Source organism: Micromonospora cremea (genome assembly GCF_900143515.1).
Lineage (GTDB): Bacteria > Actinomycetota > Actinomycetes > Mycobacteriales > Micromonosporaceae > Micromonospora > Micromonospora cremea.
In genome coordinates, this window is the sequence record NZ_FSQT01000002.1 from 2,174,114 (window position 1) to 2,198,728 (window position 24,615).

At 71.9% G+C, this 24,615-nt stretch carries 22 protein-coding genes and 1 tRNA gene; 15 read left to right on the forward strand and 8 right to left on the reverse strand.

Annotation, left to right across the window (positions count from 1 at the left end; translation table 11 throughout):
• Positions 1–66 precede the first annotated feature (66 nt).
• Together BUS84_RS23545 and BUS84_RS23550 are read left to right on the forward strand one after the other, a co-directional pair.
• The gene (locus BUS84_RS23545; RefSeq protein ID WP_074315648.1) at positions 67–1,215 is read left to right on the forward strand and encodes an acyl-CoA dehydrogenase family protein; all 1,149 of its coding nucleotides are present in this window, start codon (positions 67–69) and stop codon (positions 1,213–1,215) included.
• A gap of 138 nt (positions 1,216–1,353) precedes the next feature.
• Complete coding sequence (locus BUS84_RS23550; protein ID WP_074315649.1) at positions 1,354–4,047, forward strand: ATP-binding protein; 2,694 nt, start codon at positions 1,354–1,356, stop codon at positions 4,045–4,047.
• A 284-nt stretch (positions 4,048–4,331) separates the two neighbouring features.
• On the opposite strand, the gene BUS84_RS23555 is transcribed toward BUS84_RS23550, so the two are convergent.
• Entirely contained in the window at positions 4,332–4,841 is a 510-nt protein-coding gene (locus BUS84_RS23555; protein WP_074315651.1) for a MarR family winged helix-turn-helix transcriptional regulator, read from the reverse strand.
• A gap of 98 nt (positions 4,842–4,939) precedes the next feature.
• Here BUS84_RS23555 and BUS84_RS23560 point away from each other — a divergent pair, with 98 nt between their 5' ends.
• Positions 4,940–5,521: a YceI family protein gene (locus BUS84_RS23560; RefSeq protein WP_074315653.1), complete on the forward strand. Its 582-nt coding sequence runs from the start codon at positions 4,940–4,942 to the stop codon at positions 5,519–5,521.
• A gap of 296 nt (positions 5,522–5,817) precedes the next feature.
• Positions 5,818–7,296 (forward strand): glutamate-cysteine ligase family protein, encoded by a 1,479-nt coding sequence (locus BUS84_RS23565; RefSeq protein ID WP_074315655.1) that lies wholly within the window; start codon positions 5,818–5,820, stop codon positions 7,294–7,296.
• A 59-nt stretch (positions 7,297–7,355) separates the two neighbouring features.
• Here the strand turns inward: BUS84_RS23565 and BUS84_RS23570 are convergent, their stop codons facing one another.
• Entirely contained in the window at positions 7,356–8,753 is a 1,398-nt protein-coding gene (locus BUS84_RS23570) for a hypothetical protein (protein ID WP_074315657.1), read from the reverse strand.
• 152 nt (positions 8,754–8,905) lie between these two features.
• Between BUS84_RS23570 and BUS84_RS23575 the strand changes: the two genes are divergently transcribed.
• Positions 8,906–9,604: a PASTA domain-containing protein gene (locus tag BUS84_RS23575; protein WP_074315659.1), complete on the forward strand. Its 699-nt coding sequence runs from the start codon at positions 8,906–8,908 to the stop codon at positions 9,602–9,604.
• Positions 9,605–9,817: 213 nt separating this feature from the next.
• Positions 9,818–10,678: a PASTA domain-containing protein gene (locus tag BUS84_RS23580; RefSeq protein WP_084757568.1), complete on the forward strand. Its 861-nt coding sequence runs from the start codon at positions 9,818–9,820 to the stop codon at positions 10,676–10,678.
• 7 nt (positions 10,679–10,685) lie between these two features.
• Here the strand turns inward: BUS84_RS23580 and BUS84_RS23585 are convergent, their stop codons facing one another.
• Both BUS84_RS23585 and BUS84_RS23590 read right to left on the reverse strand, forming a co-directional pair.
• Positions 10,686–11,135, reverse strand: a complete 450-nt coding sequence (locus BUS84_RS23585) for a hypothetical protein (RefSeq protein ID WP_074315661.1) — start codon at positions 11,133–11,135, stop codon at positions 10,686–10,688.
• Between the two features lie 98 nt (positions 11,136–11,233).
• Entirely contained in the window at positions 11,234–11,518 is a 285-nt protein-coding gene (locus BUS84_RS23590; protein ID WP_074315663.1) for a hypothetical protein, read from the reverse strand.
• 624 nt (positions 11,519–12,142) lie between these two features.
• Between BUS84_RS23590 and BUS84_RS23595 the strand changes: the two genes are divergently transcribed.
• From BUS84_RS23595 to BUS84_RS23605, 3 genes are all read left to right on the forward strand, one after another.
• Positions 12,143–13,024 (forward strand): helix-turn-helix domain-containing protein, encoded by an 882-nt coding sequence (locus tag BUS84_RS23595; RefSeq protein ID WP_030487606.1) that lies wholly within the window; start codon positions 12,143–12,145, stop codon positions 13,022–13,024.
• Positions 12,994–13,215, forward strand: a complete 222-nt coding sequence (locus BUS84_RS23600; RefSeq protein ID WP_074315665.1) for a DUF397 domain-containing protein — start codon at positions 12,994–12,996, stop codon at positions 13,213–13,215. The genes BUS84_RS23595 and BUS84_RS23600 overlap by 31 nt, the downstream gene beginning before the upstream one ends.
• Before the next feature lie 216 nt (positions 13,216–13,431).
• A complete protein-coding gene (locus BUS84_RS23605) occupies positions 13,432–13,833 on the forward strand; it encodes a hypothetical protein (RefSeq protein ID WP_074315668.1) in 402 nt (133 codons plus the stop codon).
• On the opposite strand, the gene BUS84_RS23610 is transcribed toward BUS84_RS23605, so the two are convergent.
• Complete coding sequence (locus BUS84_RS23610; RefSeq protein WP_074315669.1) at positions 13,801–14,400, reverse strand: hypothetical protein; 600 nt, start codon at positions 14,398–14,400, stop codon at positions 13,801–13,803. The genes BUS84_RS23605 and BUS84_RS23610 overlap by 33 nt on opposite strands.
• A 213-nt stretch (positions 14,401–14,613) precedes the next feature.
• On the opposite strand from BUS84_RS23610, the gene BUS84_RS23615 reads away from it, so the two are divergent.
• Positions 14,614–16,485, forward strand: a complete 1,872-nt coding sequence (locus BUS84_RS23615; RefSeq protein WP_084757569.1) for a S8 family peptidase — start codon at positions 14,614–14,616, stop codon at positions 16,483–16,485.
• A gap of 66 nt (positions 16,486–16,551) precedes the next feature.
• Here the strand turns inward: BUS84_RS23615 and BUS84_RS23620 are convergent, their stop codons facing one another.
• From BUS84_RS23620 to BUS84_RS23630, 3 genes are all read right to left on the reverse strand, one after another.
• Positions 16,552–17,358 (reverse strand): WecB/TagA/CpsF family glycosyltransferase, encoded by an 807-nt coding sequence (locus tag BUS84_RS23620; RefSeq protein ID WP_074319049.1) that lies wholly within the window; start codon positions 17,356–17,358, stop codon positions 16,552–16,554.
• Positions 17,355–18,470: an NAD-dependent epimerase/dehydratase family protein gene (locus tag BUS84_RS23625; RefSeq protein WP_074315671.1), complete on the reverse strand. Its 1,116-nt coding sequence runs from the start codon at positions 18,468–18,470 to the stop codon at positions 17,355–17,357. Before BUS84_RS23625 ends, BUS84_RS23620 begins: the two co-directional genes overlap by 4 nt.
• 64 nt (positions 18,471–18,534) lie before the next feature.
• Positions 18,535–18,620, reverse strand: a tRNA-Leu gene (locus BUS84_RS23630).
• A 207-nt stretch (positions 18,621–18,827) separates the two neighbouring features.
• On the opposite strand from BUS84_RS23630, the gene BUS84_RS23635 reads away from it, so the two are divergent.
• Genes BUS84_RS23635 through BUS84_RS23655 form a run of 5 tightly spaced genes read left to right on the forward strand, consistent with a single transcriptional unit; the run spans position 18,828 to position 24,615 of the window.
• Entirely contained in the window at positions 18,828–19,616 is a 789-nt protein-coding gene (locus BUS84_RS23635) for an FHA domain-containing protein (RefSeq protein ID WP_074315673.1), read from the forward strand.
• Between the two features lie 6 nt (positions 19,617–19,622).
• Positions 19,623–20,108: an FHA domain-containing protein FhaB/FipA gene (locus BUS84_RS23640; RefSeq protein WP_074315675.1), complete on the forward strand. Its 486-nt coding sequence runs from the start codon at positions 19,623–19,625 to the stop codon at positions 20,106–20,108.
• Positions 20,105–21,592 carry a PP2C family protein-serine/threonine phosphatase gene (locus BUS84_RS23645; protein ID WP_074315677.1) on the forward strand — a complete coding sequence of 496 codons (1,488 nt, stop codon included), beginning with the start codon at positions 20,105–20,107 and terminating at the stop codon, positions 21,590–21,592. Before BUS84_RS23640 ends, BUS84_RS23645 begins: the two co-directional genes overlap by 4 nt.
• A gap of 30 nt (positions 21,593–21,622) precedes the next feature.
• Positions 21,623–23,113 (forward strand): FtsW/RodA/SpoVE family cell cycle protein, encoded by a 1,491-nt coding sequence (locus BUS84_RS23650; RefSeq protein WP_074315678.1) that lies wholly within the window; start codon positions 21,623–21,625, stop codon positions 23,111–23,113.
• Entirely contained in the window at positions 23,110–24,615 is a 1,506-nt protein-coding gene (locus tag BUS84_RS23655) for a peptidoglycan D,D-transpeptidase FtsI family protein (protein WP_074315680.1), read from the forward strand. The genes BUS84_RS23650 and BUS84_RS23655 overlap by 4 nt, the downstream gene beginning before the upstream one ends.

Below are 24,615 nucleotides of genomic sequence, written 5' to 3' on the forward strand. Positions count from 1 at the left end.
GGCCAGCACAGCGAACCGTCCCGGCGTCACGAGCGCCCGGCGGCCCCGTCCACACAGGAGGATGAGATGGACTTCCGGCTCACCGACGAACAAGCGGCGCTGCGGGAGAGCGTGCGGGACTTCGCGCGCGAGGTGGTTGCCCCGGTCATCGCCGAGCACTACGAGCGGCACACCTTCCCGTACGAGGTGATCCGGCAGATGGGCAAGATGGGCCTGTTCGGCCTGCCCTTCGGCGAGGAGCACGGCGGCATGGGTGGCGACTACTTCGCGCTCTGCCTGGCCCTGGAGGAGTTGGCCCGGGTCGACTCCAGCGTGGCGATCACGCTCGAGGCGGCGGTCTCGCTCGGCGCGATGCCGATCTACCGGTTCGGCACCGATGAGCAGCGCGCGACCTGGCTGCCGAAGCTGCTCAGCGGCGAGGCGCTGGCCGGTTTCGGGCTCACCGAGCCGGGCACCGGCTCGGACGCCGCCGGCACGCAGACGCGGGCGGTGCTGGACGGTGACGAGTGGGTGATCAACGGCTCGAAGGCGTTCATCACCAACTCGGGCACCGACATCACGGCCCTGGTCACCGTCACCGCGGTGACCGGTACGAACCCGGACGGCTCGAAGGAGTTGTCGACCATCATCGTGCCCAACGGCACGCCGGGGTTCACCGTGGCGCCGGGCTACTCCAAGGTGGGCTGGACCGCCTCGGACACCCACGAGCTGACCTTCGACGACTGCCGGGTGCCGGCGGCGAACCTGCTCGGCGAGCGGGGGCGCGGCTTCGCCCAGTTCCTCCAGATCCTCGACGAGGGCCGGATCGCCATCGCCGCGCTGGCCGTCGGTCTCGCCCAGGGCTGCGTCGACGAGTCGATCAAGTATGCGAAGGAGCGCCACGCCTTTGGCCGGCCGATCGGTGCCAACCAGGCGATCCAGTTCAAGATCGCCGACATGGAGCTGAAGGCGCACACCGCCCGGCTGGCCTACTACGACGCCGCCGCGCGGATGCTGGCCGGTGAGCCGTTCAAGCGGCAGGCCGCCATCGCCAAGCTGCATGCCAGCACGATCGCGGTGGATAACGCCCGGGAGGCCACCCAGATCCACGGCGGCTACGGCTTTATGAACGAGTCCCCGGTGGCCCGGTTCTGGCGGGACTCCAAGATCCTGGAGATCGGCGAGGGCACCAGCGAGGTTCAGCGCATGATCATCGCGCGCGACCTGGGCATCTGACCGGAGCTGGAGCCGGCCCGGTCGCCCAGCCGCCTACGGCGGGGCTGTCCGACCCGGCTGTCGGATATCGGCGAGCGTGCGTCGGCAGCCCGACGTTCGACTGCCGATGGTGGGAGTCGATCCGTACTCTTCGTGCCCATGACTCCGGATCATGAACGGTCGCGGAGCCCGGCCGGTCGCAGCGGGCTGGCGGAGCTGCTCCGCGGGCACCGGCGTGCCGCCGGCCTGACCCAGATGGAGCTGGCGTCCCGGGCCGGAGTGGGCGTGCGGACGGTGCGTGACCTGGAGCGCGGCCGGTCGGTCCGACCGCAGCGCACCACCGTCGAGCTGCTCGCCGGAGCTCTGGAGCTGACCGGCGCTGCCCGGACGGCGTTTCTGGCCGCTGCCCGGGGCCAGGCCGGCGGTGAGCCGCTCCGGCCGGACGTCACCCTGTCGGCCCTCGCGGTCACCGGCCCCACCACGTCGGCAGCCGACCCGGTCGGGTCCGCCCCGCCGATCGCCCTCCCACCGGCGGTCGCGCTGATCGGTCGGGACCGCGACGTCACCGAGTTGGCCGCGATGCTGACCGCGGAGCACGGTCCTCGGCTGGTGAGCCTGGTGGGGCTGGCCGGGGTCGGCAAGACCGCGTTGGCGCTGTCCGTCGCGCACGTCGCCGCCGACGCCCACCCGGCCGGCGTGGCCGGGGTGTTGATCGGCGAGGGATCGGACGGGCCGGATGTGCTCGCCGCCTCGATGGCCGTACTCGGTGCGGCCCGGCTGCCGGAGCTCACCGCTCGGCTCGTCGGCCGTCCGGCGCTGCTGCTGATGGACGCGGTGGAGCGCGCGCCCGGACCGGTGGCCGAGACACTGCACCGGTTGACCGGCGCGCTGCCCTCGCTGCGGGTGCTGGTCACGGGGCGGCACCCGGTCGGGCTGCCCGGCGAGCGGGTCTGGCCGGTCGCGCCGCTCGACGTGCCGCCGCCGGACGCCGAGCGGTCCGGACCGGCCACGCTCGGGTCGTGGCCGGCGGTCGCGCTGTTCACCGCCCGGCTCGCGCAGATCCGTCGGGAGCCGCCCACCCCCGACGAGTTACCGGCGCTGGCCGCGCTGGTCCGCCGGCTGGGTGGGCTGCCGCTGGCCATCGAGCTGATGGCGGCCCGGGGCCGGCTCCTCGACCTGACCGAGCTGCTTGACCGGTACGGCGACCGGGTGCTCGACCTGGCGACGCCTGGCGACCCGTCGGTCCATCCTGGTTGGGACGGACCGGACGCGGCCACCCGCGGTTCGAACGGCACCGATTCCACCCCGGCCGCGGTGGCGGTCACCCTGCGGGACGCGGTGGCGACCAGCTACCGGTTGCTCGCGCCGGACGAGCGGGATGCGCTGCGGCGGCTCGCGATGTTCGGCAACCGGTGGTCGGTGGAGATGGCGGAGGAGATGCTCGCCGACGAGGCCGACCGGGACGGCACGGTGGCGATCGACCCGGTCCCGCTGCTGGACCGGCTCGTCGAACTCGGCCTGCTGAGCGTGCGCGGCACCGGGTCCTTCCGGTTCCGGCTGCTCGACGCGGTCCGCGACTTCGCCCTTGAACAGGCGGCCGGCGGTGGCGAGCTGGCGTGCGTCCGACGCCGGCACGCGGAGGTGATCGCCCGCCTGGTGGCGCGGACCGCCGCCGATCTGGCCGGCCCCCGGTTGCCCGACGCGGTGCACCGGCTGGATGAGGTGAGCAGCGACATCAGCTCCGCGCTGGCCCACGCGGCCACCGACGACCCGGTGACCGCGCTTCGCCTGGCGGCCTGCCTGACCCGCTGGTGGCGCTTCCGGGGGCGGGATGTCGCCGGCCGGCAGTGGCTGCGCCGGTTGCTGGCGGACCCGCGAACCGCCGACGCTGATCTCGTTTTGCGAGGCTGGGCGACCCTCGGGGTGGCCCGGCTCGCCGCCGAGCACGGTGCGGGTCCGGACGAACTGCCGACCGCGCGGGCCGCGCTGGACATGTTCCGGCGGGCCCGCGACGTTACCGGAGAGCTGGAGGCGCGGAACGTGCTCGGCGCGCTGCTGATGACCGTCGGCGGGCACGACGAGGCCCGCGAGCAGGCCGATGAGTTGCTCCGGCTGGCGGCCCGCAACGGTCGGACCCGGCACCTCGCGGTGGCCCAGAACAGCCTCGCCTGGCATGACATCCGGGTCGGTGACCTGGCCGCGGCGCGTCGGCGGCTGGCCGCGGTGGACCGGCTCGCCGCCGAGAGCGGGGAGCAGCGGCTGCGGGTGCTGGCCTGGGCCAACCGCGCCGAGGTCGCCCGCCTCGAGGGCCGGTACGCCGATGCCGTCGACCAGGGCTGGCGGGCCGTGGCGGCGTTGTCCGAACTGGGTGACCCGGGGCATCGGCGCCGGGTGCTCGGCACGGTCGGGTTGGCGCTTGCCCAGGATGGTCGCGGCGCGGAGGCGACCGAGGTGCTCACCGAGTTGCGGGCGGGGATCGCCGAGGTGGCGGTGGCCGTACCGGCGCGATCGTGGGCGGAGCGGGCCGGGCCGCCACGACCGCGCGCGGACGAAACGGTGCTGTCCCGGGGTGGACCGGAGGCGGGGATCTGCGCGTTGATCGAGGGGAATCTGGCGCTGCACCGGGGTGACCGGGAGTTGGCCGCGGAGTGGTTCGCCGCCGCCGCCGAGGCCGGTCAGGATCGGCGGGACGTGGTGGAGGCGCTGGTGGGGTTGGCCGCGAGCACCGCGGACCCGGCGGTCCTGGACCGTCTCGACGAGGTCTGCCGGGAGAGTGGCATCCGACTGTTGCCGCAGGAGTCGGGGCTGCTCTACGCGTTGGTCGCCGCCCGGGGTGGGCCGGGCGCGGGGTAGTCGCGGCGGGCCGGCCGCTCCGTCGTCGCGGGGTGGGCGGCATCGCGGACCGCCGGGCGGGAGTGGCGCGGACGAAAAGCCCCCTTGGTGCACCCCTCGCTGTTCGCCCGCGCCGTCACCCCCCGGTGAATCCCCGGTGCAGGAAGCCTGCCACCGCTATGGGGGCGGAAAGTCTATTGCGAGCGATAGGTCCGGTTGCCAAGGTCAGTTCTGCCGGTCTTTCTGCCGGTGACGCGACACCGCTCAGGCCGGCCCGTCCGCTGCCGTACGGGTGGGGCCGGCGGTCAGGGCCGGGCGGCTCCGTCGGCGGCGACCTCTTCGGGGTCGTCGGTGCTGCCAGCGGTGGCGCACGGGTGGACGGCGTCGCGCACCCGGCGCAAACCGTCGAGCAGCGCGGCCAGGGCCTCGGGGTCGAGTTGGCCGGTGAACCACTGCTCGATGATCCGGAGGTGCCCGGGCAGCGTCTCATCCAGCCGCTGCATGCCGGCAGCGGTGACGACGGCGAAAGAGCTGCGGCGGTCGGACGGGCAGGCCCGGCGGGTGAGCAGCCCGTCGCGTTCCATCCGGTCCACCACGCGGGTCACCCCGCTGGTGGAGAGGGAGGTCTGCGCGGCGAGATCGGTCATCCGCAGCTGGTTGCCCGGCGAGCGGGCGAGTCGGGTGAGCACCTCGAACTCGACCACCGAGAGGCCCTGCTCGTCGAGTTGGGCAGCGAACCGGGCCGACAGCCCGGCGTGCACCTCGTAGAGCAGGCCGACGGCGGTGATCCGGGGATCGTCGAACACGTTGGTCACTCGTTCATCCTACCAGTACTTGACACGGGGAATATTGCCATGGTTATAGTTGCTCAGGCAGTCGTTGGGCTACTAAACATTCTCCTGGAGGAGTCAGCATGACCAGCAGCATTGATGCGGTTACCCGCGACTGGGACGGCCTCACCATCCCGGCGGCCGGCACCTACGCGCTGGACGCGGCGCACAAGCGGGTCGGCTTCGTCGCCCGACACATGATGGTGAGCAAGGTCCGCGGTGAGTTCAACGAGGCCGCCGCCACCATCACCATCGCCGAGGACCCGCTGCAGTCGTCGGTCGTCGCGACCATTCAGGCCGCCAGCATCGACACCACCCAGGTCGACCGGGACGCGCACCTGCGCAGCCCCGAGTTCCTGGAGGTCGAGAAGTACCCGACGCTGGAGTTCCGCAGCACCGGGGTCAAGTCCCGTCGCGGCAACGAGTTCGTGCTCACCGGTGAGCTCACCATCAAGGACGTCACCCGTCCGGTCGAGCTCAAGGTGGAGTTCGAGGGCGTCGGCCGCAGCCCGTTCGGCCAGGACATCTTCGGCTTCTCCGCGCACACCGAGATCGACCGCGAGGAGTTCGGCCTGACCTGGAACGTCGCGCTGGAGACCGGCGGCGTGCTGGTCGGCAGGAAGATCAAGATCGAGATCGAGGGCGAGGCCGTCCGCCAGGCCTGATCCTTCGGATCGCCGGTACGTCCGGGCCCGCGCCGCATGTCGGCGCGGGCCCGTCGTCGTCTCCGCCAGCCGTCGCCACCTGCGTGTGAATTGTCACGGGTTGTTCGCACCTCCAGTGGGTCCGGCACGCTCCCGACGGGGTACAGATGGCGCCACGAGCACGTCCGCGCCGGCCGGTTTCGCATCATCGGCACCGGCCCCTGGCTCCGGTCAGGCGGGCGCTCTTAACGTGGATGGTTCACAATGCGCTTTCCGGGACGGCAGGATCCCGACCGCGCCGGCCGCCGGGAGGACACATGGGCAGGGACGTCTCGCAGGGCGCCTTCACCCGGGAGGACCGCGTCCGCTACCGGCAGAAGGTCCGGCGGTGCCTGGACGTCTTCGCCCTGATGCTGGACGACTTCGGCTTCGACGCCGACCGGCCGATGACCGGCCTGGAGATCGAGCTCAACCTGGTCGACTCGGCGGCCGAGCCGGCGATGCGCAACGAGGAGATCCTCGTCGACATCGCCGACCCGCTCTTCCAGACCGAGCTGGGGCAGTTCAACCTGGAACTCAACGCCGAGCCCCGGCTGATCGAGGGCACCGGCTTCGCCGACTACGAACACGACCTGCGCGGCAGCCTCTCCCGTGCCGACGAGCGTGCGGCCAAGTCCGACGCGAAGATCGTCCTGGTCGGCATCCTGCCCACCCTCACCGAGGGGCACCTCGTCGAGGACAATCTCTCCACCAATGAGCGCTACCGGGTGCTCAACGACCAGATCGTCGGCGCCCGGGGCGAGGACATCGAGCTCGACATCCGCGGCGTCGAGCAGTTGCGGACGCACACCGACTCGATCGCCCCCGAGGCCGCCTGCACCAGTCTCCAGTTCCACCTCCAGGTCGCCCCGGACAGCTTCGCCGACTACTGGAACGCGTCCCAGGCCATCGCCGGGGTGCAGGTGGCGATCGGGGCGAACTCTCCCTTCCTGTACGGCCGTCAGCTCTGGGCCGAAACCCGGATCGCGCTGTTCGAGCAGGCGACCGACACCCGCCCGGACGAACTCAAGGCCCAGGGCGTACGCCCCCGGGTGTGGTTCGGCGAGCGCTGGATCACCTCGATCTTCGACCTGTTCGAGGAGAACGTCCGATACTTCCCGCCGCTGCTGCCGATCTGCGAGGACGAGGACCCGGTGGAGGTGCTGCACTCCGGCGGTGTGCCCCAGCTCGGCGAGCTGCGGCTGCACAACGGCACGGTCTACCGGTGGAACCGCCCGGTCTACGACATCATGAACGGCCGTCCACACCTGCGGGTGGAGAACCGGGTGCTGCCGGCCGGTCCGACCGTGGTGGACATGCTGGCCAACGCGGCCTTCTACTTCGGGCTGGCCCGCGGCCTAGCCGAGGCGGACCGGCCGATCTGGAGTCAGCTCACCTTCAGCTCCGCAGAGGAGAACTTCCACGCCGCCGCCCGGCGCGGCCTGGATGCGGTGCTGCACTGGCCGCGGGTCGGCGATGTGCCGGTAACCAAGCTGGTGCTGGAGCAGCTGCTGCCCACCGCCGCGGCCGGTTTGGACGGGTTCGGCGTCGCTCCGGTGCAGCGCGACCGGTTGCTCGGCATCATCGAGCAGCGCTGCCGGACCGGCCGCAACGGCGCCGTCTGGCAGACCGAGGCGGTCTGGGCGGCGGAGCGGCACCGGGGCATGGACCGGGCCGCCGCGCTGCACCACATGGTCCAGCGCTACGCGGAACTTCAGCGCGGCAACGAGCCGGTCCACACCTGGCCGGTCGACTGACCCTGCACGCCCGGTCGCCCTCGTCCCGGCCGCCGGCGCACCGTCGGACCGCCCGCGACTCAGTCGGTGAGGGGTCGCCCGGTCCGCCGCGGTGACCGGGTCCGCCGGCCGCCGGGCGCCGCGCCCTCCGCCGGTTCGCCGTCCAGGGAACCGGTCGGGTCGGCGTCCGGGGCCGTGCGGGGCGCCGGCACCCGGGGTGCGCGGGCCGCGTCCCGCTTTCGCGGAACGGTCCCGGCCGCCGGCGGTGCGGCACCGGCTGCGTCCGTTCCGCGTCCGCTGCTGGCCTCGGTCGTGGGGCTCACCGGATCGGCGTCGTGCTCGCCGGCCCGGGTCGAGTCAGGCTCGGCGGTCCGCTTCGCGTCCGCTCCGACGGGAGCGCTGGCGTCCGGGTCGACCGGCCGGCTCCGGGTGGCCCGCTCCGCGAGGACGGCGACCAGCACCGATCCGCCGACGCCGGCGATCACCGCATACGGGGCGATCAGCTGGGTGGACAGCTGTGCGGGGCCCAGCGCCGACCAGTGCGGCACGGTGGTCAGGTAGGCGAGCGCGACGAGCAGCGGGCCGGCCGCGCCGGAGGCCGCCGCGCCGACCCGGTGCCCGGTCGACCGGGCGGCTCGCCGGGCGGCCAGCGCGCCGATCAGCAGCGCGGGAACGAGCGCCAGCAGCGCACCGGGCCAGTAGAGCTGGTCTCCGATCCAGTACCGCGGGTGGTCCGGGTCGAGCTGCCAGGTGCCGAGCTGGGCGCCGGTCAGCCCGCGCCCGACGCGTACCCCGTCGATCACCGAGACCACCGCGAGCAGCCAGAGCCAGGCGGCCGTCGCGGTCACGTTCACCGCGGCGGCGCGGGAGCGCAGCGCCCAGAGCGCGACGAGCACCCCGATCAGGATGCCGAGCCCCGCGTGTACGGCCGCCACCCGCTGCGGCGCACCGGTGTCGGCGCCCACCGCGACGCGCGCCGGTACGGCGACCAGAAGCACGGTGACCAGACCGCCGATCGCGGCGCCGAGCGCCAGGGACACCCGTCGCAGCAGGCCCCCACGCTCGCTGGGCAGGACCTCGGCCACCGCTTCCGTCGCGCCGTCCGTGGCGCTCGCCCGGTCCGCTCCCGGGCGGGTGCCCTCGATCGCAGCCGGACGCGCGGCTTCGGGGGTCACCGGCTCCGACCGCTCTGCCGGCTCGGACTCGCCCGCCGGGGCCGGCGCGAGGGGAGGCATCGGATCCGGGGCGCTCACCGTCGGCCCGGCCGCGGGCGGCACGGCCCTGGAGTGCAGGCGCTGCGCACAGACCGCACCCATCACAGTGGAGCTGGCGGCGAGCCACGTGGCCCAGGCGAGGCCATCCGCCCAGGCCGTGTCGGTGGCCCCCGCATCGGTGGGCGTCCAGGTGATGACGCCGAGCCCGTAGCCGAAGCCCAGTTGCGCGGCGCCAGCGCCGGCAGCGACCCCGATCGCCGTCACGATCGATACTCCCCAGCCCCGTCTGGCCATGCCGGGCAGCGTAACGTCCCGTCGTCGGCGCGGCGAGTGGCAACTACCCGCCGGGGTGGACCGCAGACGCAACGGGTTGGGCGACGACCGGTACGGTCGCCGGTGATGAGGCGGTGGGCGCAATGACGGACGCGAACACGGGTCGGCATGATTCCGTCGCAGGCCGGGACGGCGGCGGTGCGGGCCGGGCCAGCGTGCTGCTGGGTGGCGGGCTGGTCGCCGTGCTCCTCGCCGCGATCGGTGCGACCGGTGGCTGGCTGCTGGCCGGTGAGGACGACACACCTCCGGCGGATCCGTTGGCGGTGGCGACGGCGACCGGTTCGCCGACCGGACGGGCCACCGCACCCCGGCCGAGCACCGGCCGGACCACACCCTCCGCCCCCCGGACCTCCGCCAGCGCGACCAAGGGGTCCGGGCTGACCGTGCCACCGGTGGTCGGCACCGATTTCGTCGAGGCCCGGGACGCCCTGCGCAAGCAGCGGCTGGGCTGGCGGCTGGTCTTCGGCAGCGGCACCGGTCGTACGGTCGAGAGCACCTCGCCCGCCGTGGGCACGGAGGTGACCCGGGGCACCACGGTGCAACTGCGGGTTGCCGGTCCGCCGCCCGACGCCGAGGTGCCGGACGTGGTCGGCGACGACTGCGCGAAGGCCGCCGACGAGCTGGTCGACGAGGGGCTCTACCCGCGCTACCGCAGCGGTCGCAGTGGCAAGGTGAGCCGGCAGGAACCGGCCGAGGACGGCCAGGCCCGCTGGAACGACGAGGTCAGCATCTGGTGCGGGGCGACGCCGCCGAGCCTGCCCAGCACGAATCCCCCTTTCTGATCTCCGGCCCGCGAACCCTTCTCCGCCCGCAGACCTGGCGCGCACACGCGATCCCACCTCGGAGTCCGTCCGCCAGCGGCGGGCGCATGCCGCCCCTTCGGTGCCCGACAGGGCCGGGCGGTTCGGGCCGTTGATCCGCGCCGATGACGGTGCGGGCGGTTAGGTTGGCGGTCGAGGGTCATGGCGCCCGCCCGGTTCGGGAAAGGACGTGCGATGAGCGACGACCGCCAGGAGCCGCCCGCCGGGGAGCATGACGACCGGACGCGCCCGCTGCCCCCCACCGCCGACCGGCCGGAGCCGCCGCCGCCCGGACCCGCCGCCCCTACCCCCGCCTCACCCGACGAGACCGCGCCGATCGACCGTGCCGCGTCGGGTCCCGCTGGGTCGCCCGACCAGACCATGCCGATCGACCGTTCCGCGGCGACGCAGCCGGGCACGCCGGCCGACCGGACCGCGCGGATGCCTGCCGAGCGGGTGACCCCGGCGCCGTGGTCCGGGCGGGCGGAGGTACGGGCGCCCCGATCGGCCGAGCCCTCCGGAGAGTGGTACGCCGAGGAGCAGGGTGGTCGGCGTTGGTGGCTGCCGATCCTCTGGGGCGTGCTCGCGCTCCTGCTCGCCGGCCTGCTCGGCGCCGCGCTCTGGGTGGTGCTCGCCGCGCAGAACGACGACCGGGACGACGACCCGGGGTCCACTCCGTCGCTACCGCCGGCCAGTGCCACCAGCGCGGCTCCGACCTCGGCGGCACCGACCAGCGCGGCTCCGACCTCGGCGGCGCCGACCAGCGCGACGCCGAGCAGCCCGGCGGCCACCACCGCGCCGGCCGAGGTGCCGGTGCCGCCGCTCGCGGGTCTGCCGCAGGCCACCGCGGAAGGGCTGCTGGACCGGCTCGGCCTGAGCTACCGGGTGGTGTACCGCCCGTCCGAGCTGCCACCGGGGACGGTGGTGGGTACCGAACCGGATGCCGGCACCACGGTGCCCACCGACGAGGAGGTGCTGCTGGTCGTCTCCCAGGCCCGGCCCTCGGGCGGGACCAGCCCGGCCGGGCCGAGCCCGACGGTCACGCGCACGCCGTGACCGGTGCTCACCACATCCGGCGGCGGGTGCCGACCAGGCCGAGGCCGGCCAGCGAGATGGTGAGGCCGAAGATGCCGGACCAGAACAGCGAGCGGCGGACGTCCGTCGCGGTGTGCCGGGCCGGGCCAGCTTCGGTGATCTCCTGCCGTCCGTCGGACTGAGCGCCGCCACCAGCGCCGGCCCCGGCCGTCGGGCCGGTCGGGTCGATCGCGTCGGCGCGTTCGTCGGGGGCGTGGGTGTCGAACCAGCCGGGTTCGTCGTCCGTCGGTGGGTCGGCGTCGACCACGGTGATTTCCGGTGCCGGCACCGGAGTGGTCAGCCGGGTGGACGAGAGCGCCGGGTCGCGGACCAGGACCACGAGTGTGGTCACGGCCCCGAGCAGGGCGAGCAGTCCAAAAGCGTAGGCGATACGGGAGCGGTGGTGCCGCCGCACGGCGGGCTGATTGACCATGACCATCCCAGGCTCAGGGCCCTGGACGCGCGGGTGGAACGGTGCCGGGGTGGGCGTACCAATTCTATGGCGCTGGCACGCCCACCGGCGGCGGATCGCTTCGGTCAGCCCACCTGGACCGGCGTACGGAGGACCGGTCGCCGGCTCCGTACGGTGTGCGGGCGGGGCTCCGGTGCGATGTGCACCTGTTGCAGCCCGTCCCGCTGGACGAAGATCGACCGACGGTTGACCGCGTCGCCCGCGGTGTTCAACTCGTAGCCGTCGAGCCAAAGCCAACCGTCGTAGGTTGGCCAGTCGAGCACCCGGATCACCCGGAACTTGATGGGCCTGAGGAACTGGACACTCGCCGCGCGAGTCACGTGCAGTACGTCACCGGAGCGGGGAAGCACATGGGCTCCTGGGGAGGTCGGCCGGCAGATGTGCCGGCGGTGACTGATCGGGGGAACGTCTCGGCCCGGTGACGGGGTCACGCCTCGTGGACCGGTGGTGCGGGTGGTGGTGGTCGGGCCGTACTCCGCTGGTGGCGTGCCGCCACCCGACCATCACCCGGCTGCTTCCGGGAACCGCGCCCGCCGCCGCAGCCGGCTGGCTTGCAGCGGCGGGGTCCTCACCCCGGAGCAGCTCTCGGTGTCGCCGGCCGGGCCTGCGTCGTGCCCGGCTTTCCCGGGTCGGTGGGATCACCACACCGGGGGACCGGACGGAGACGCTGAGTGATCCGTGCCATACGGACAGAGTGCATCAGGGACGTGCCTCATGCAAGTTGCACGTCGACTTTTGCCGATACGTGAGTCCCTTCGGCAAAGCGGCGCTTGAAGCCATCCGCGTCCGGACGGCACACTGAGGGCCGGTTTCGCCCGTCGCGGCCGGCCGATGACCGGCACCACCCCCTCGCCGCGAACGCTCGCCGGTCGACGGTCGCGCCCCCGGCGGGCGGCAGCCAGTGGCGCGTCGACCGGAGGTAGCCCGAGTGGGGTCGAGCAGCCAGCGGCGGGGAGCAGTGACCGGGGAGCGCCATGAGTGAGCGGCGCAGCCCCACCATCCGGCGGCGGCGGCTCGGTGCCGAGCTACGCCGCCAGCGGGAATCCGCCGGGATCACCATCGAAGTCGTCGCCGAGCAGTTGGAGTGCTCGGCGTCGAAGGTCTCCCGGATCGAGACCGGGCACACGACGGCCACACCGCGCGACGTCCGGGACATGCTGCGGATCTATGGCGTGGTCGGTGCCGAGAGCGACGAACTCGTGCAGATCGCCAGGGAGGCCCGGCAGAAGGGCTGGTGGCACCCGTACAGCACGGTGCTGGTCGGCGCGTACGTCGGGCTGGAGGCCGCGGCGAGTTCGATCCGGGCGTACGAGCAGCAGGTGGTGCCCGGTCTGCTGGAGACCGAGGAGTACGCCGGCGCGATGATCCGTGCTGCCCGGCCGGACTTCACCGCCGATCAGGTCCACCAACGGGTGCGTGTCCGACTGGGCCGTCAGTCGTTGTTGACCCAGGACGATCCGGTCGATCTGTGGGTGGTGCTCGATGAGGCGGTGGTAAGCAGGCCGGTGGGTGGGGACGAGGTGATGCGTGGCCAGCTCAAGCGGTTGGTCGAAGTGGCCGAGTTGCCGAACGTGACGTTGCAGATCCTGCCCTTCGAGGTGGGTGCGCACGCCGGCATGGACGGCACCTTCACGATCCTCAGTTTCCCCGAGCCCGGTGATCCGGATGTCGTGTACGCGGAGAACGCCACGGGTGGGCTTTTCCTTGAGAAGAGCGACGAACTACAGAAGTACAGCTTCATCTTCGATCACATCCGCGCCGCGGCCATTCGTCCGGAGGAGTCCGTCGCACACATCGCAAAACTGGCAGAGGAGCCGTTGTGGAAATGGCGACCAAGGGGTTCCCCGTGGACCTGACGCAGGCAACGTGGTTCAAGAGCTCGAAGAGCGGGCCGAACTGTGACAACTGCGTGGAGGTGGCGTACGTGACCGGGGCGGTCGGAGTGCGGGACTCGAAGGACAAGGCCGGCCCGGCCCTGGTCTTCGCCCCGGGTGACTGGCACGCCTTCGTCGCCGGCACCAGAGGTGGTGCGTTCGGCTCGGCCTGACCGAGCGGTCACGTGCGGTCCCCGTCCGGTCTCGACCGGTCGGGGGCCTTCGCGTGGCCGGGCTGCCGGCCCTCGCTCGCCGTGCGGAGGCGCGCTCGGCGAGGTTCCGCCGGGAATCCCGTCGCCACAGCGGGTCCGTCTCGTTGAACCCGTCGGTACGGCGCTGGTCGACGACCCGCCGCACCGACCCGCAACCCAGCGAGGCAGGCGAGACGGATGACGACGATCGGGTCAGACAACCTCACCAACGGTCCGGGCAAGCCGGAGCGGTTCGGTGGCAAGTACCGCGGGGCGCGTCGGGACACCGTACTGACCGAGGTGGTCTCGACCGACCAGGAGATGAGTGGGCGGGAGGCTCCGGCGGCCGAGGCGGGCGATACGCCGCTCTCCCTGCCCTCACTGGACCCGAACCCCCTGGTCGAGCCGTCCTTCCCGCCGAGCGGCTGGCCGATGGAGCCCACCGGGTCGCTGGCTGACCACCCTTTGCTGCGCGGCCTGCTGATGGAGTTGCCGCCGAAGGGCAGCGTGCCGCCGCCGGGCTGGCTGGACCGCTGGTTCGAGGCGACCCGGGCGATCCTGGAGCTGCTATACGTGCAGGGGCCCGGGCGCTCGCGCTGACCGCTGTGCGTCCGGCCGGGCCCGCTCGGCGAGCCTGCTGTGGCGGAGCGCGTGCCGGACTCCGATGGCCAGGATCCCGAGCGCGCCGACGGTGATCGCCGGACCGGTGACGCCCGGTGCGGCGAGCAGATCCGTGCCGCCCGCCGCGGCCACTGCGGGCACCGTCAGCACGGCGGTCACCTGCAACGGCAACCCGATCAGCGGGTGCGCCGCGGCGGCCCGAAGGCCGTGCGGCGCGGGCGTCTCCGGCGCTGCGGCGAACGCTCCCGCGCCGGCCCACAGCCGGCGCACCCGGCGTACGGTGCAGACCGCCACCATGAGTGTGGGGAGCCCGGCGAGATTGAGTGCGGTGGCGGCCTGATCGGCCGGGCTGTTTCCGGCACTGAACAACCCGGTCGCGAGCACGGTCCCCGTGAGCGTCAGGCCCACGAGGGTCAGGACGAGCAGGTGTCCAGCGCGTCGGCGCAGCGCGCGGGCGCGGTCCAGCCGGGGCAGGCCGTCCGCGACCACGCCAGCGGCCAGCCACAGGACGGTGATCGGCAGCAGGGCGGCGAGGGGGCTCTCCATGCTGGTCAGCCTCTCCGATCGCGGCCGTCCGCGAATCCGGGCGCAGCCCTCGTTCGTCCCGGACGCCGCCCCGTAGGGGGCATCCTTCTCGCGTTATGAAACATTCGACATGTTTATCTTCGTCACTGCGCTGGCCTACTCTCGTAAAGATCGGCCGTCATGAATCCGACCGGGATCCGCGTCGGGCGACTGCCGGTCAGAGGGAGGTAGGAGATGGGTCTCGCCCACAGGTCCGTACTCGTCGGGGTGGCCACACTGACCCTGTTGGCCGCTGCCACACCAGCCCTGGCCGCCGAACCGACCGGAGCCATCCGGGCGGCGGGTGGGGACACGGCTGTCGCGGACAGCTACATCGTCGTCTTCAAGGACACCGCCGTCGGCCGGGGAGCGGTCGGCGACAACGCGGACCGGCTGGTCGGCCGGCACGGCGGCACGGTGGCCCGCACCTACGGCGCGGCGCTGCGCGGCTTCGAGATCCGGGTCGGCGCGAAGGCTGCCGCACGGATCGCCGCCGACCCGGCGGTGGCGTACGTCGAGCAGAACCACACCGTCTCGATCGCCGGCACCCAGACCAACCCGCCATCCTGGGGCCTGGACCGGATCGACCAGCGGAACCTGCCCCTGAACAGCTCGTACACCTACCCGAGCACGGCGTCGAACGTCCGCGCTTACATCATCGACACCGGCGTGCTGTACGGGCACAACGACTTCGGCGGGCGGGCCGTCTCCGGCTTCGACGCGGTGGACGGCGGCTCCGCCGACGACTGCAACGGTCACGGCACGCACGTGGCCGGCACGGTTGGTGGCTCGGCGTACGGGGTGGCCAAGGGCGTCCAGATCGTCGGCGTCCGAGTGCTCAACTGCCAGGGCAGCGGCACCAACGCCCAGGTGGTGGCCGGCATCGACTGGGTGACCGCGAACGCGGTCAAGCCGGCGGTGGCGAACATGAGCCTCGGTGGCGGCGCCAACAGCTCGATCGACACGGCCGTCACCAACTCGATCAACTCCGGCGTCACGTACGCGGTCGCCGCCGGCAACGGCAACGCCCTCGGCGTCCGGCAGAACGCCTGCAACTACTCCCCGGCCCGGGTCGCCTCCGCGATCACCGTGGGTGCGACGCAGAACAACGACGCCGCGGCGAGCTTCTCCAACTTCGGCACCTGCGTCGACATCCTGGCCCCCGGCGTCAACATCACCTCGGCCTGGTACACCGGCAGCAGCGCGACGAACACCATCAGCGGCACCTCGATGGCGTCGCCGCACGTCGCCGGGGCCGCGGCGCTCGCGCTCTCGGCGAACCCGTCGTGGAGCCCGCAGCAGGTCCGGGACAACCTGGTCAACAGCTCCACCCCGAACGTGGTGACCAACGTCGGCACCGGCACCCCGAACCGGCTGCTCTACGTCGTGAACGGCACCCCGCCGGCCAACGACTTCTCGGTCTCGGTGTCGCCGACCTCCGGCTCCACCGCACCCGGCGGCTCGGTGACGGCCACCGTCGGCACGGCAACCACCGCCGGCTCCGCCCAGTCGGTCAGCCTCTCTTCCAGCGGCCTGCCGGCCGGCGCGACCGCGTCGTTCAGCCCGTCGACGGTGACCTCGGGCGGCTCGTCCACCCTCACCATCGCCACCTCGGCGAGCACCCCCGCCGGCAGCTACCCGGTCACGATCACCGGCAGCGGCGCGGCGGGCACCCGCACGGCCACCTACACGTTGACCGTGACCGGTTCGGGTGGCGGCGGCTGCTCCGGCAGCAACGGCACCGACGTCGCGATCCCGGACACCGGTGTAACGGCGTCCAGCTCGATCACGATCGCCGGCTGCGGCCGCAACGCCTCGGCGTCCTCGACCATCGCGGTGAACATCGTGCACACCTACCGCGGTGACCTGGTGATCGACCTGGTCGCCCCGGACGGCTCGGCGTACCGGCTGAAGAACAGCAGCTACTTCGACAGCGCCGACAACGTGAACACGACCTACACCGCCAACGTCTCCAGTGAGGCGGCGAACGGCACCTGGCGGCTGCAGGTGCGGGACGTCTACTCCGGGGACACCGGTTACATCAACACCTGGACCCTGACCCTCTGACCTGGTTCCCACGGCCGAGGCCCCACCCGGAATCCCGGGTGGGGCCTCGTGCCGTACGGATCGGGTTCAGACCGCGAAGGTGGCCGGCCGCTCGGTGGCGGGCGCCGGTGGGCGGGCCTTCCACAGGCCGGTCTTCTGCCCGGCGAGCCGGGCCAGGTAGGCCGGGTTGAGGATCACGTAGCGGCGCCAGAGCCGCTTCGGCTCCAGACCGAGCCGCCAGAACCACTCCAGGCCCGCGCGCTGCATCCACGGCGGCGGCTGGCGCAGCAGCCCGGCGTGGTAGTCGAAGGCCGCGCCGACCGCCATCAGCGGCATGTCGAGCAACGGCCGCATGGCGTACGTGAAGACCTCCTGGCGCGGGCAGCCGAGCCCGACCAGGACCAGCCGGGCACCGCTGGACCGGATCCGGTCGGCGATCTCGGCGTCCTCGCCCGGCTGGACCGCGCGGAACTTGGACGGCTCCACCCCGGCGATCTTCAGGGCCGGGAACATCCGCTCCAGCGCCGGGATCAGCTTGGCGAGCGTCTCCTCGGTGGAGCCGTACAGGTAGACGGGCAGTCCCTCGTCGGCGAAGCGCGAGAGCACGTGCAGGGTCAACGTCGGCCCGTAGACCCGGTCGCTGAGCCCGGCATGGTGCAGCAGGTTGAGCGCCCAGCGAACCGGCTGACCGTCGGGGGTGACCACGTCGAAGGAGTTGAGTCGGGCGTTGTGCGCCGGGTCCAGCACCCCGGTCATCACACCGTGCACGGCCAGCGCGGTCAGCGCCAGCGGGCGCCGCTCGTGCGCCGCGGTCACCACGGCATCGGTCGCCGCGGCGTAGTCGGTGGCGTCGACCAGGACGCCGAGCACGTTGCGCTTGGTCTGGGCGGTCATGCCTGGGGCACCCACTTGTCCACGTTGGCCTCGTAGATCTCCCGCAGGATCATCGGGACGTCATACGTAATCTTCCACTCCGGGTACTGCTCCTCGAAACGGGCCATGCTGCTCACGTACCACTGGTGGTCGCCGGTGCGGTTCTGCTCGACGTAGTTGATCTTTGCCTCGCGGCCGGTGATCTCCTCGGCGATCCGGAACGCCTCGATGTGCGAGGTGTTGGAGTGCCGGCCCCCGCCGAGGTTGTAGACCTCCGCCGACCGCGGTGCCCGGAAGAACGCCTCGAACGCGGTCAGCACGTCACGCGAGTGGATCGCGTCGCGGACCATCTTGCCCTTGTAGCCGAACAGGTTGTACGTCCGGCCCTCCATGACGCAGCGCATCAGGTAGGCCAGGAACCCGTGCAGCTCGGCCGCCGAGTGCCCCGGGCCGGTGAGCGTGCCGCCCCGGAAGGAGGCGGTCTTCATGTCGAAGTAGCGCCCGTACTCCTGGACCATCACGTCCGCGGCGACCTTGGAGGCGCCGAAGATCGAGTGCAGCGAGTTGTCGATCGACATGTCCTCGGTGATGCCCTGGTACCAGCGGTGGTCCTCGGGCAGCTCGTACCGGGTTTCCAGCTCGATCAGCGGCAGGCTGTTGGGCCGGTCACCGTAGACCTTGTTCGTGGAGCAGTGGATGAACGGCGCGTCGATCGCGTGCCGCCGGGTGTTCTCCAGCATGTTCAGCGTGCCGCCGGCGTTCACGTCGAAGTCCGTGTACGGCTCCTTGGCCGCCCAGTCGTGACTCGGCTGCGCCGCGCTGTGAATCACCACGGCGATGTCGGAGCCGTACTTCTTGAACACCTGCTCCAGGCCGTCGCGGTCCCGGATGTCCACCGCGCAGTGGGTGTACGCGGCGCCCAGGTCACGGCTGAGCCGCTCCAGGCTCCACGAGGTGGAGCCGTCCTCGCCGAAGAAGTACCGGCGCATGTCGTTGTCGATGCCGACGACGTCCAGACCGAGGCCGGCGAAATGCCGGACCGCCTCGGAGCCGATCAGACCACCCGACCCGGTCACCAACGCGACACTCACACGCCACTCCTGGTCCATCGGAGGCAGAAACCATCGGAGCATAGCGTGACGCCGGGCACGCCCCGATATGACGGAAGGGCCCCGCATTCTGCGGAGCCCTCGTCGATGGTGGGGATGGGGGGAGTTGAACCCCCACGCCCTTTCGGGCACACGGACCTGAACCGTGCGCGTCTGCCATTCCGCCACATCCCCGTGGCACAACCCGGAACACTGTAGCCGCCCCGAGCCCGCTGTCTCCAACAGGCCCCGGAGATACTACGCTGTCCCGGGCGCTCGCCACGAGCGGTTACCGTTCGTGGCGGACGAAAGACTAGCACGGGAGACCCGGCCCATCCGAACGGGTCGGTAGCAGGCGGCCGAGCGGCGTGTGAGCTGCGCGCGCGCCGGCCGGATACCATCATGTCCTCGGGACCCGAGGAGGAGCCGGTGAGCGTGCTGCAACGCTTCGAGAAGCGTCTGGAAGGCCTGGTCGAAGGGGCCTTCGCCAAGGTCTTCAAAGGGGTGGTCCACCCCGTGGAGATCCTCAACGCCATGCAGCGGGAGGCCGAGGCGCACAAGGCGATCCTGGCCGGTGGGCGCACGTTGGTGCCCAACCGCTACGTGATCGATCTCTCGCCGTTCGACCACAGTCGGCTGGCGCCGTACGCCGCCGCGCTGGCCCAGGAGTTGGCCCAGTCGCAGGCGGAGTTCATCGGCGAGCAGGCCTGGACGGTCTACGGCGACGTGATCGTCGAGATCGAACGGGGGGAGGGCTTGGACACGGGGATGTTCCGGGTCACCGCCGAGGTCTACACCGGCGGCGAGGTCGCCCCGGTGTCGGCGCCCGGCTACGACGCCGGCCCGCCCGCCTACCCCGCGTACGACCAGGGTGGCGGCTACGGTCCGCCGCCGGGGCAGGGCGGCGGCCGCAACGTGCGGCTGGTCTCGGGTGACGGGCGCACCTATCCCCTCCAGATGGGGTCGACGGTGATCGGTCGCGGCGACCAGGCCAACCTGCGCCTGCCGGACGTCGGCATCTCCCGGCGACACGCCCGGCTGGACTTCGACGGCGGACAGGTTGTGCTGACCGATCTGGGGTCGACCAACGGCACCATGGTCAACGGCCAGCGGGTCTCCGCCGTCGCCCTCAACCCGGGTGACATGGTCCAGCTCGGCACCACGACGCTGACCTTCCGCGTGGACGGCTGACCCGCCTTGCCGGAACTGGTCATCACCGTCGCTCGGTTCGGGTTCCTGATCCTGCTGTGGATCTTCGTGTTCACGGTGGTCGGCGTGATCCGCCGGGACCTCTTTGCGGGAGCCCGGTCCGGTCGCCTGGTGGCGGCACCGCGCGCGGTGGGCGCCTCGACGGGGCAGGCAGCCAAGCCAGCGAAGGTGAAGCGGGGCAGGGCGGCGCACCAGCTGGTGGTGACCGCCGGTCAGCTGGCCGGCACGCGGATCACTCTCGGTGAAGCGCAGATCACCATTGGTAGGGCCGAGGACTCCACCCTGGTCATCACCGACGACTACGCCTCCGCGCGGCACGCCCGGCTCGTGCCGCGCGACGGGCAGTGGTTCGTCGAGGACCTCGGCTCGACTAACGGCACGTACCTAGATCGCGCTAAGGTCACCGGACCAACCCCCGTCCCCCTCGGCGTGCCGATCCGGATCGGCCGCACTTCCCTCGAATTACGGCCATGACTCTGACCCTGCGCTATGCGGCCCACAGCGACCGCGGTCTGATCCGAGACGGTAATCAAGACTCCGTCTACGCCGGGCCGCGGCTACTCGCCGTTGCCGACGGCATGGGCGGCATGGCCGCCGGTGACGTCGCCAGCAACATCGTCATCGGTGCCATGGCGCCGCTCGACGAGGACGTCCCCGGGGACGCTCTCGTCGACGCGTTGCGTTCGGCCGTGGGCACCGCCAATCAACAACTCCGCGACACGGTGGACGCCAACCCACAGTTGGAGGGGATGGGCACCACGCTGACGGCGACCCTCTTCTCCGGCAGCAAGCTGGGGATGGTCCACATCGGCGACTCGCGGGCCTACCTGCTGCGCAAGGGCGAGTTCGCGCAGATCACCAAGGACGACACCTACGTCCAGATGCTCGTCGACGAGGGTCGGATCAGCGCCGAGGAGGCGAGCAGCCACCCGCAGCGGTCGCTGCTCACCCGGGCCCTGGACGGCCGGGACATCGACCCGGAGTACTCGGTGCGCCAGGTGCTGCCCGGCGACCGGTACCTGATCTGCAGCGACGGCCTCTCGGGCGTGGTCAGCGCCGAGACCATCGGCGAGACCCTGCGGGAGTACACCGACCCGCAGCAGTGCGTCGAGCGGCTGGTGCAGCTCGCGCTCCGGGGCGGTGGGCCGGACAACATCACGGTGATCATCGCCGACGCCACTGACCAGGACATCGTCGAGGCGACCCCGATCGTTGGCGGTGCCGCCGCCCGGGACCGGGGCATGGCCACCTCCGCCGACGTCTCCACCCCGGCCGCCCGGGCCTCGGCACTCTCCGCGCCGCGCCCGGCCGCGCCCGAGGAGCCGGCGCCGGCGGACGACGAGCAGGAGCGGCCGAAGCGCCGGCCCGTGCGGGCCACCGCCATGGCGCTGGCCCTGCTGGTGATCCTCGGCGGCGGGCTTTTCGCCGGATGGACCTACACCCAGCGGCAGTACTACGTGGGTGCCACCGAGGAGGGCCAGGTCGCCGTCTTCCGTGGCATCCAGGGTCAGGTCGCCGGGATGGACCTCTCCACCGTGCACCGCACCAGCGGTACCCGGCTGGACGACCTCACCGTGGCGGCGCAGGACACCGTCAAGGTGGGCATCCGGGCCAAGAGCGAGCCGGATGCCGAGCGCCAACTCGCCGAGTTGACCAGCGACACCCCGAGCAACCCCAACCTGAAGCCGCTCTGCCCGCCCGACCCGACGGCCGTGGTGGGCGGCACGCCGACGCCCGCGCCGACGCCCACGCCCACGCCGATCGCTACGACGCCGGCACCGAACGGCAGTCCCAGCGCCAAGGCGTCGGTGACCCCCAGCGGGGTCGTCAGCGCAAGCCCGACCACCGTTGCGACCGCCGCTGTCGGCGCGACCGGCCCGACCACCACACCCGACGCCACGCCCTCCGACTCGACCACGCCAGGGCTCGACCCGGCCGGTTGCCGGTCTCCCGAGTGAGCGTCAGCTGAGATCCCGAGGACTCCACCCGTGACCGTAGCGGCCACACCGGCACCCTCGCCCGCCACCACGGGCGGGCAGTCCGGCGTACGCCTGGCCCGGTCCCGGCGCAACGCCGAGCTGTCCCTGCTGCTGCTCGCCATGGTGCTGGTGGCCGCGTACGGGGCGACCGTCGAGGCGAACCTGCTGGACACGGTCACCCCGGACTTCTGGATGCCCGCCGCCGCGCTCGGCGCGGTCTTCCTCGGCCTGCACCTGGTCATCCGGTTCCTCGCCCCGTTCGCCGACCCGGCTCTGCTGCCGGCGGTGGCCCTGCTCAACGGCATCGGGGTGGGCTTCCTGCGCCGGTTCGACCTGGGCGAGGCGCCCGTGGCCGACCGGGAGAGCCTGGCCATCTTCGCCGGTATCGGCGGCCGCCAGCTGGCGTGGACGCTCGGCGGGGTGATCCTCGCCGCCGGCCTGCTCGCCATCATGCGTGACCACCGCTCGGTCTCCCGGTACGCGTACACCCTGGGCCTGGCCGGCATCGTGCTGGTGATGCTCCCGGCGGTACTGCCGTCGAGCATCTCCGAGAGAAACGGCGCCAAGCTGTGGATCGAGGTCGGCAGCTTCTCCATCCAGCCGGGTGAGTTCGCCAAGCTGGCGCTGCTGGTCTTCTTCGCCTACTACCTGGTGCGCAAGCGCGAGGTGCTGTCGCTGGCGAGCCGACGCTTCCTCGGCATCGACTTCCCGCGCGGGCGTGACCTCGGCCCGGTGGTTGTGGTCTGGCTGATCAGCCTCCTGGTGCTCGTGTTCGAGAAGGATCTCGGCACCTCGCTGCTCTACTTCGGCATGTTCGTGGTGACCCTCTACATCGCCACCGAACGCGTCAGCTGGCTGCTGATCGGCCTGGTCCTCTTCTTTGGCGGCGCGTACCTCGCCTACCTGCTCGGCTCGACGGTCGGTGGGCCGTTCGCCAACTTCTACGTGCGGGCGGAGATCTGGCTCGACCCGTTCGCCGACCCGACCGACAAGGGCTACCAGCTCGTGCAGGGCCTCCTCGCCCTAGGCACGGGCGGGCTCTTCGGCGCCGGGCCGGGCGGCGGTCAGCCGGAGATCCTGCCCGAGGTGGAGAACGACTTCATCTTCGCCGGCATCGGTGAGGAGATCGGTCTCTTCGGGCTCTCCGCACTGCTGGTCGTCTACCTGCTCATCGTGGAGCGGGGGCTGCGCGCCGCGCTCGCGGTACGGGACTCGTTCGGCAAGCTGCTCGCCGGTGGTCTCGCGTTCACCCTCGGCCTGCAGGTCTTCGTGATCGTCGGTGGGATCAGCGGGCTCATCCCGCTGACCGGTCAGACCACTCCGTTCCTGTCCGCCGGTGGTTCGTCGCTGATGGCGAACTGGCTGCTCATCGCGGTGCTGCTGCGGGTCTCGGACGGAGCCCGCCGACCGGTGACCGGAGGCGGCGGTAAGGCGGTCCGGCCCAGCGGTGGCCCGCCCGAGCAGCTGCACGGTGCTCCCACGGAGGTGATCAAGCCGTGAACGCACCCCTGCGCCGCGTCGGCGTCGTCGTCATGGTCCTGTTCGGCCTGCTCTTCGCGAACCTCAACTGGATCCAGGCTTACAAGGCCGACGAGTACCGCACCAGCGACTACAACGGCCGGGTTCAGGTCGCCGAGTACGAGCGCAAGCGCGGAAACATCGAGGCCGGCGGCACGGCAGTGGCCACCAGCAAGGAGACCACCGGCAACCTGAAGTTTCGGCGCACCTATCCCAGCGGCGCCAAGTACGCCCACGTGCTCGGCTACAAGCCGGTCAACCTGGCCGACCAGGGCATCGAGCGGGTGGAGAACGACTTCCTGGCCGGCACCAGCGACCAGTTGATCGGCGACCGGTTGAAGGACATGTTCACCGGCGACGACACCGGTGGCGGCAACGTGCTGCTCACGCTTTCGAAGCGGGCGCAGGACGTGGCGTACGACCAGATGCGCAACAACCAGGAGGGGGTGAAGAAGGGCGCGGCGATCGCCATCGACCCGCGCACCGGCGCGGTGCAGGCGCTGGTCTCCATGCCCAGCTTCGACCCGAACCCGCTGGCCAGCCACAGCACGGCCGAGGCGGCTGCGGCGTACAACAAGCTGGAGCAGGACCCGGACGGCCCGCTGAAGAACCGCGCTCTCTCCGAGACGCTGCCGCCGGGCTCCACCTTCAAGATCGTTGTGGCTGCGGCGGCGCTGGAGAACGGCATCGGCACGGGCACGCAGATCAAGGCCGGGCCGAGCTACACCCCGCCGACGTCCGGCGAGCCGATCCGGAACGCCGCCCCGTCGATCTGCCCGCAAGCTCAGGTCAGCCTGCTCGACGCGGTGACCTACTCGTGCAACACCGGTTTCGCGCAGCTCGGCGTGCGGCTCGGCGCCGACACCATCAAGGAGAAGGCGCGGCAGTTCGGCTTCGAGCAGGACGACCTCACCGTCGGACAGCTCGGCGAGGACGGGCTGCGTACGGCGGCCAGCCGGACCGGGGACATGCAGAACCCGGACGGCAGCACCGACCCGGCCGCACTGGCCCAGTCCTCGATCGGCCAGAACAACGTCCGGATGACCCCGCTGGAGGGCGCCATGATCGCCGGCGCGGTCGCCAACGGCGGTGGCCAGATGCGGCCGTACCTGGTCCGGCAGCTGCTCGCCCCGGACCGGACCACCAGCTACTACACCGCGAAGCCGCGGGAGCTGCGCCAGCCGGTCAACGGTCAGGTCGCCGGCGACCTGCGCGACATGATGGTCAGCGTGGTCGAGAAGGGCACCGGTAAGAGTGCCCGGATCAACGGCTACACGGTCGGTGGCAAGACCGGCACCGCGCAGTCCGCCCCGGACCGGCCCGACCACGGCTGGTTCATCGGCTTCGCCCTGGACAAGAACGGCACTCCGGTCTCCGCGGTCTGCGTCGTACTGGAGCAGGCCGGCAGCGGCGGCAGCGCCGAGGCGGCCCGGATCGGCGGTCAGATCATGCGGGCCGCCATCGCCGACCCGGGGGGCCGCTGA

Excerpts from the sequence above, each read along its gene's own strand:
- BUS84_RS23600 (WP_074315665.1), top strand. The coding sequence starts at position 12,994 with ATGGCGACCAAGGGGTTCCCCGTGGACCTGACGCAGGCAACGTGGTTC.
- BUS84_RS23635 (WP_074315673.1), top strand. The coding sequence starts at position 18,828 with ATGTCCTCGGGACCCGAGGAGGAGCCGGTGAGCGTGCTGCAACGCTTC.
- BUS84_RS23565 (WP_074315655.1), top strand. The coding sequence starts at position 5,818 with ATGGGCAGGGACGTCTCGCAGGGCGCCTTCACCCGGGAGGACCGCGTC.
- BUS84_RS23575 (WP_074315659.1), top strand. The coding sequence starts at position 8,906 with ATGACGGACGCGAACACGGGTCGGCATGATTCCGTCGCAGGCCGGGAC.
- BUS84_RS23585 (WP_074315661.1), bottom strand. The coding sequence starts at position 11,135 with ATGGTCATGGTCAATCAGCCCGCCGTGCGGCGGCACCACCGCTCCCGT.
- BUS84_RS23605 (WP_074315668.1), top strand. The coding sequence starts at position 13,432 with ATGACGACGATCGGGTCAGACAACCTCACCAACGGTCCGGGCAAGCCG.
- BUS84_RS23610 (WP_074315669.1), bottom strand. The coding sequence starts at position 14,400 with ATGGAGAGCCCCCTCGCCGCCCTGCTGCCGATCACCGTCCTGTGGCTG.
- BUS84_RS23625 (WP_074315671.1), bottom strand. The coding sequence starts at position 18,470 with ATGCTCCGATGGTTTCTGCCTCCGATGGACCAGGAGTGGCGTGTGAGT.
- BUS84_RS23550 (WP_074315649.1), top strand. The coding sequence starts at position 1,354 with ATGACTCCGGATCATGAACGGTCGCGGAGCCCGGCCGGTCGCAGCGGG.
- BUS84_RS23615 (WP_084757569.1), top strand. The coding sequence starts at position 14,614 with ATGGGTCTCGCCCACAGGTCCGTACTCGTCGGGGTGGCCACACTGACC.
- BUS84_RS23595 (WP_030487606.1), top strand. The coding sequence starts at position 12,143 with ATGAGTGAGCGGCGCAGCCCCACCATCCGGCGGCGGCGGCTCGGTGCC.
- BUS84_RS23580 (WP_084757568.1), top strand. The coding sequence starts at position 9,818 with ATGAGCGACGACCGCCAGGAGCCGCCCGCCGGGGAGCATGACGACCGG.
- BUS84_RS23620 (WP_074319049.1), bottom strand. The coding sequence starts at position 17,358 with ATGACCGCCCAGACCAAGCGCAACGTGCTCGGCGTCCTGGTCGACGCC.
- BUS84_RS23545 (WP_074315648.1), top strand. The coding sequence starts at position 67 with ATGGACTTCCGGCTCACCGACGAACAAGCGGCGCTGCGGGAGAGCGTG.
- BUS84_RS23560 (WP_074315653.1), top strand. The coding sequence starts at position 4,940 with ATGACCAGCAGCATTGATGCGGTTACCCGCGACTGGGACGGCCTCACC.
- BUS84_RS23645 (WP_074315677.1), top strand. The coding sequence starts at position 20,105 with ATGACTCTGACCCTGCGCTATGCGGCCCACAGCGACCGCGGTCTGATC.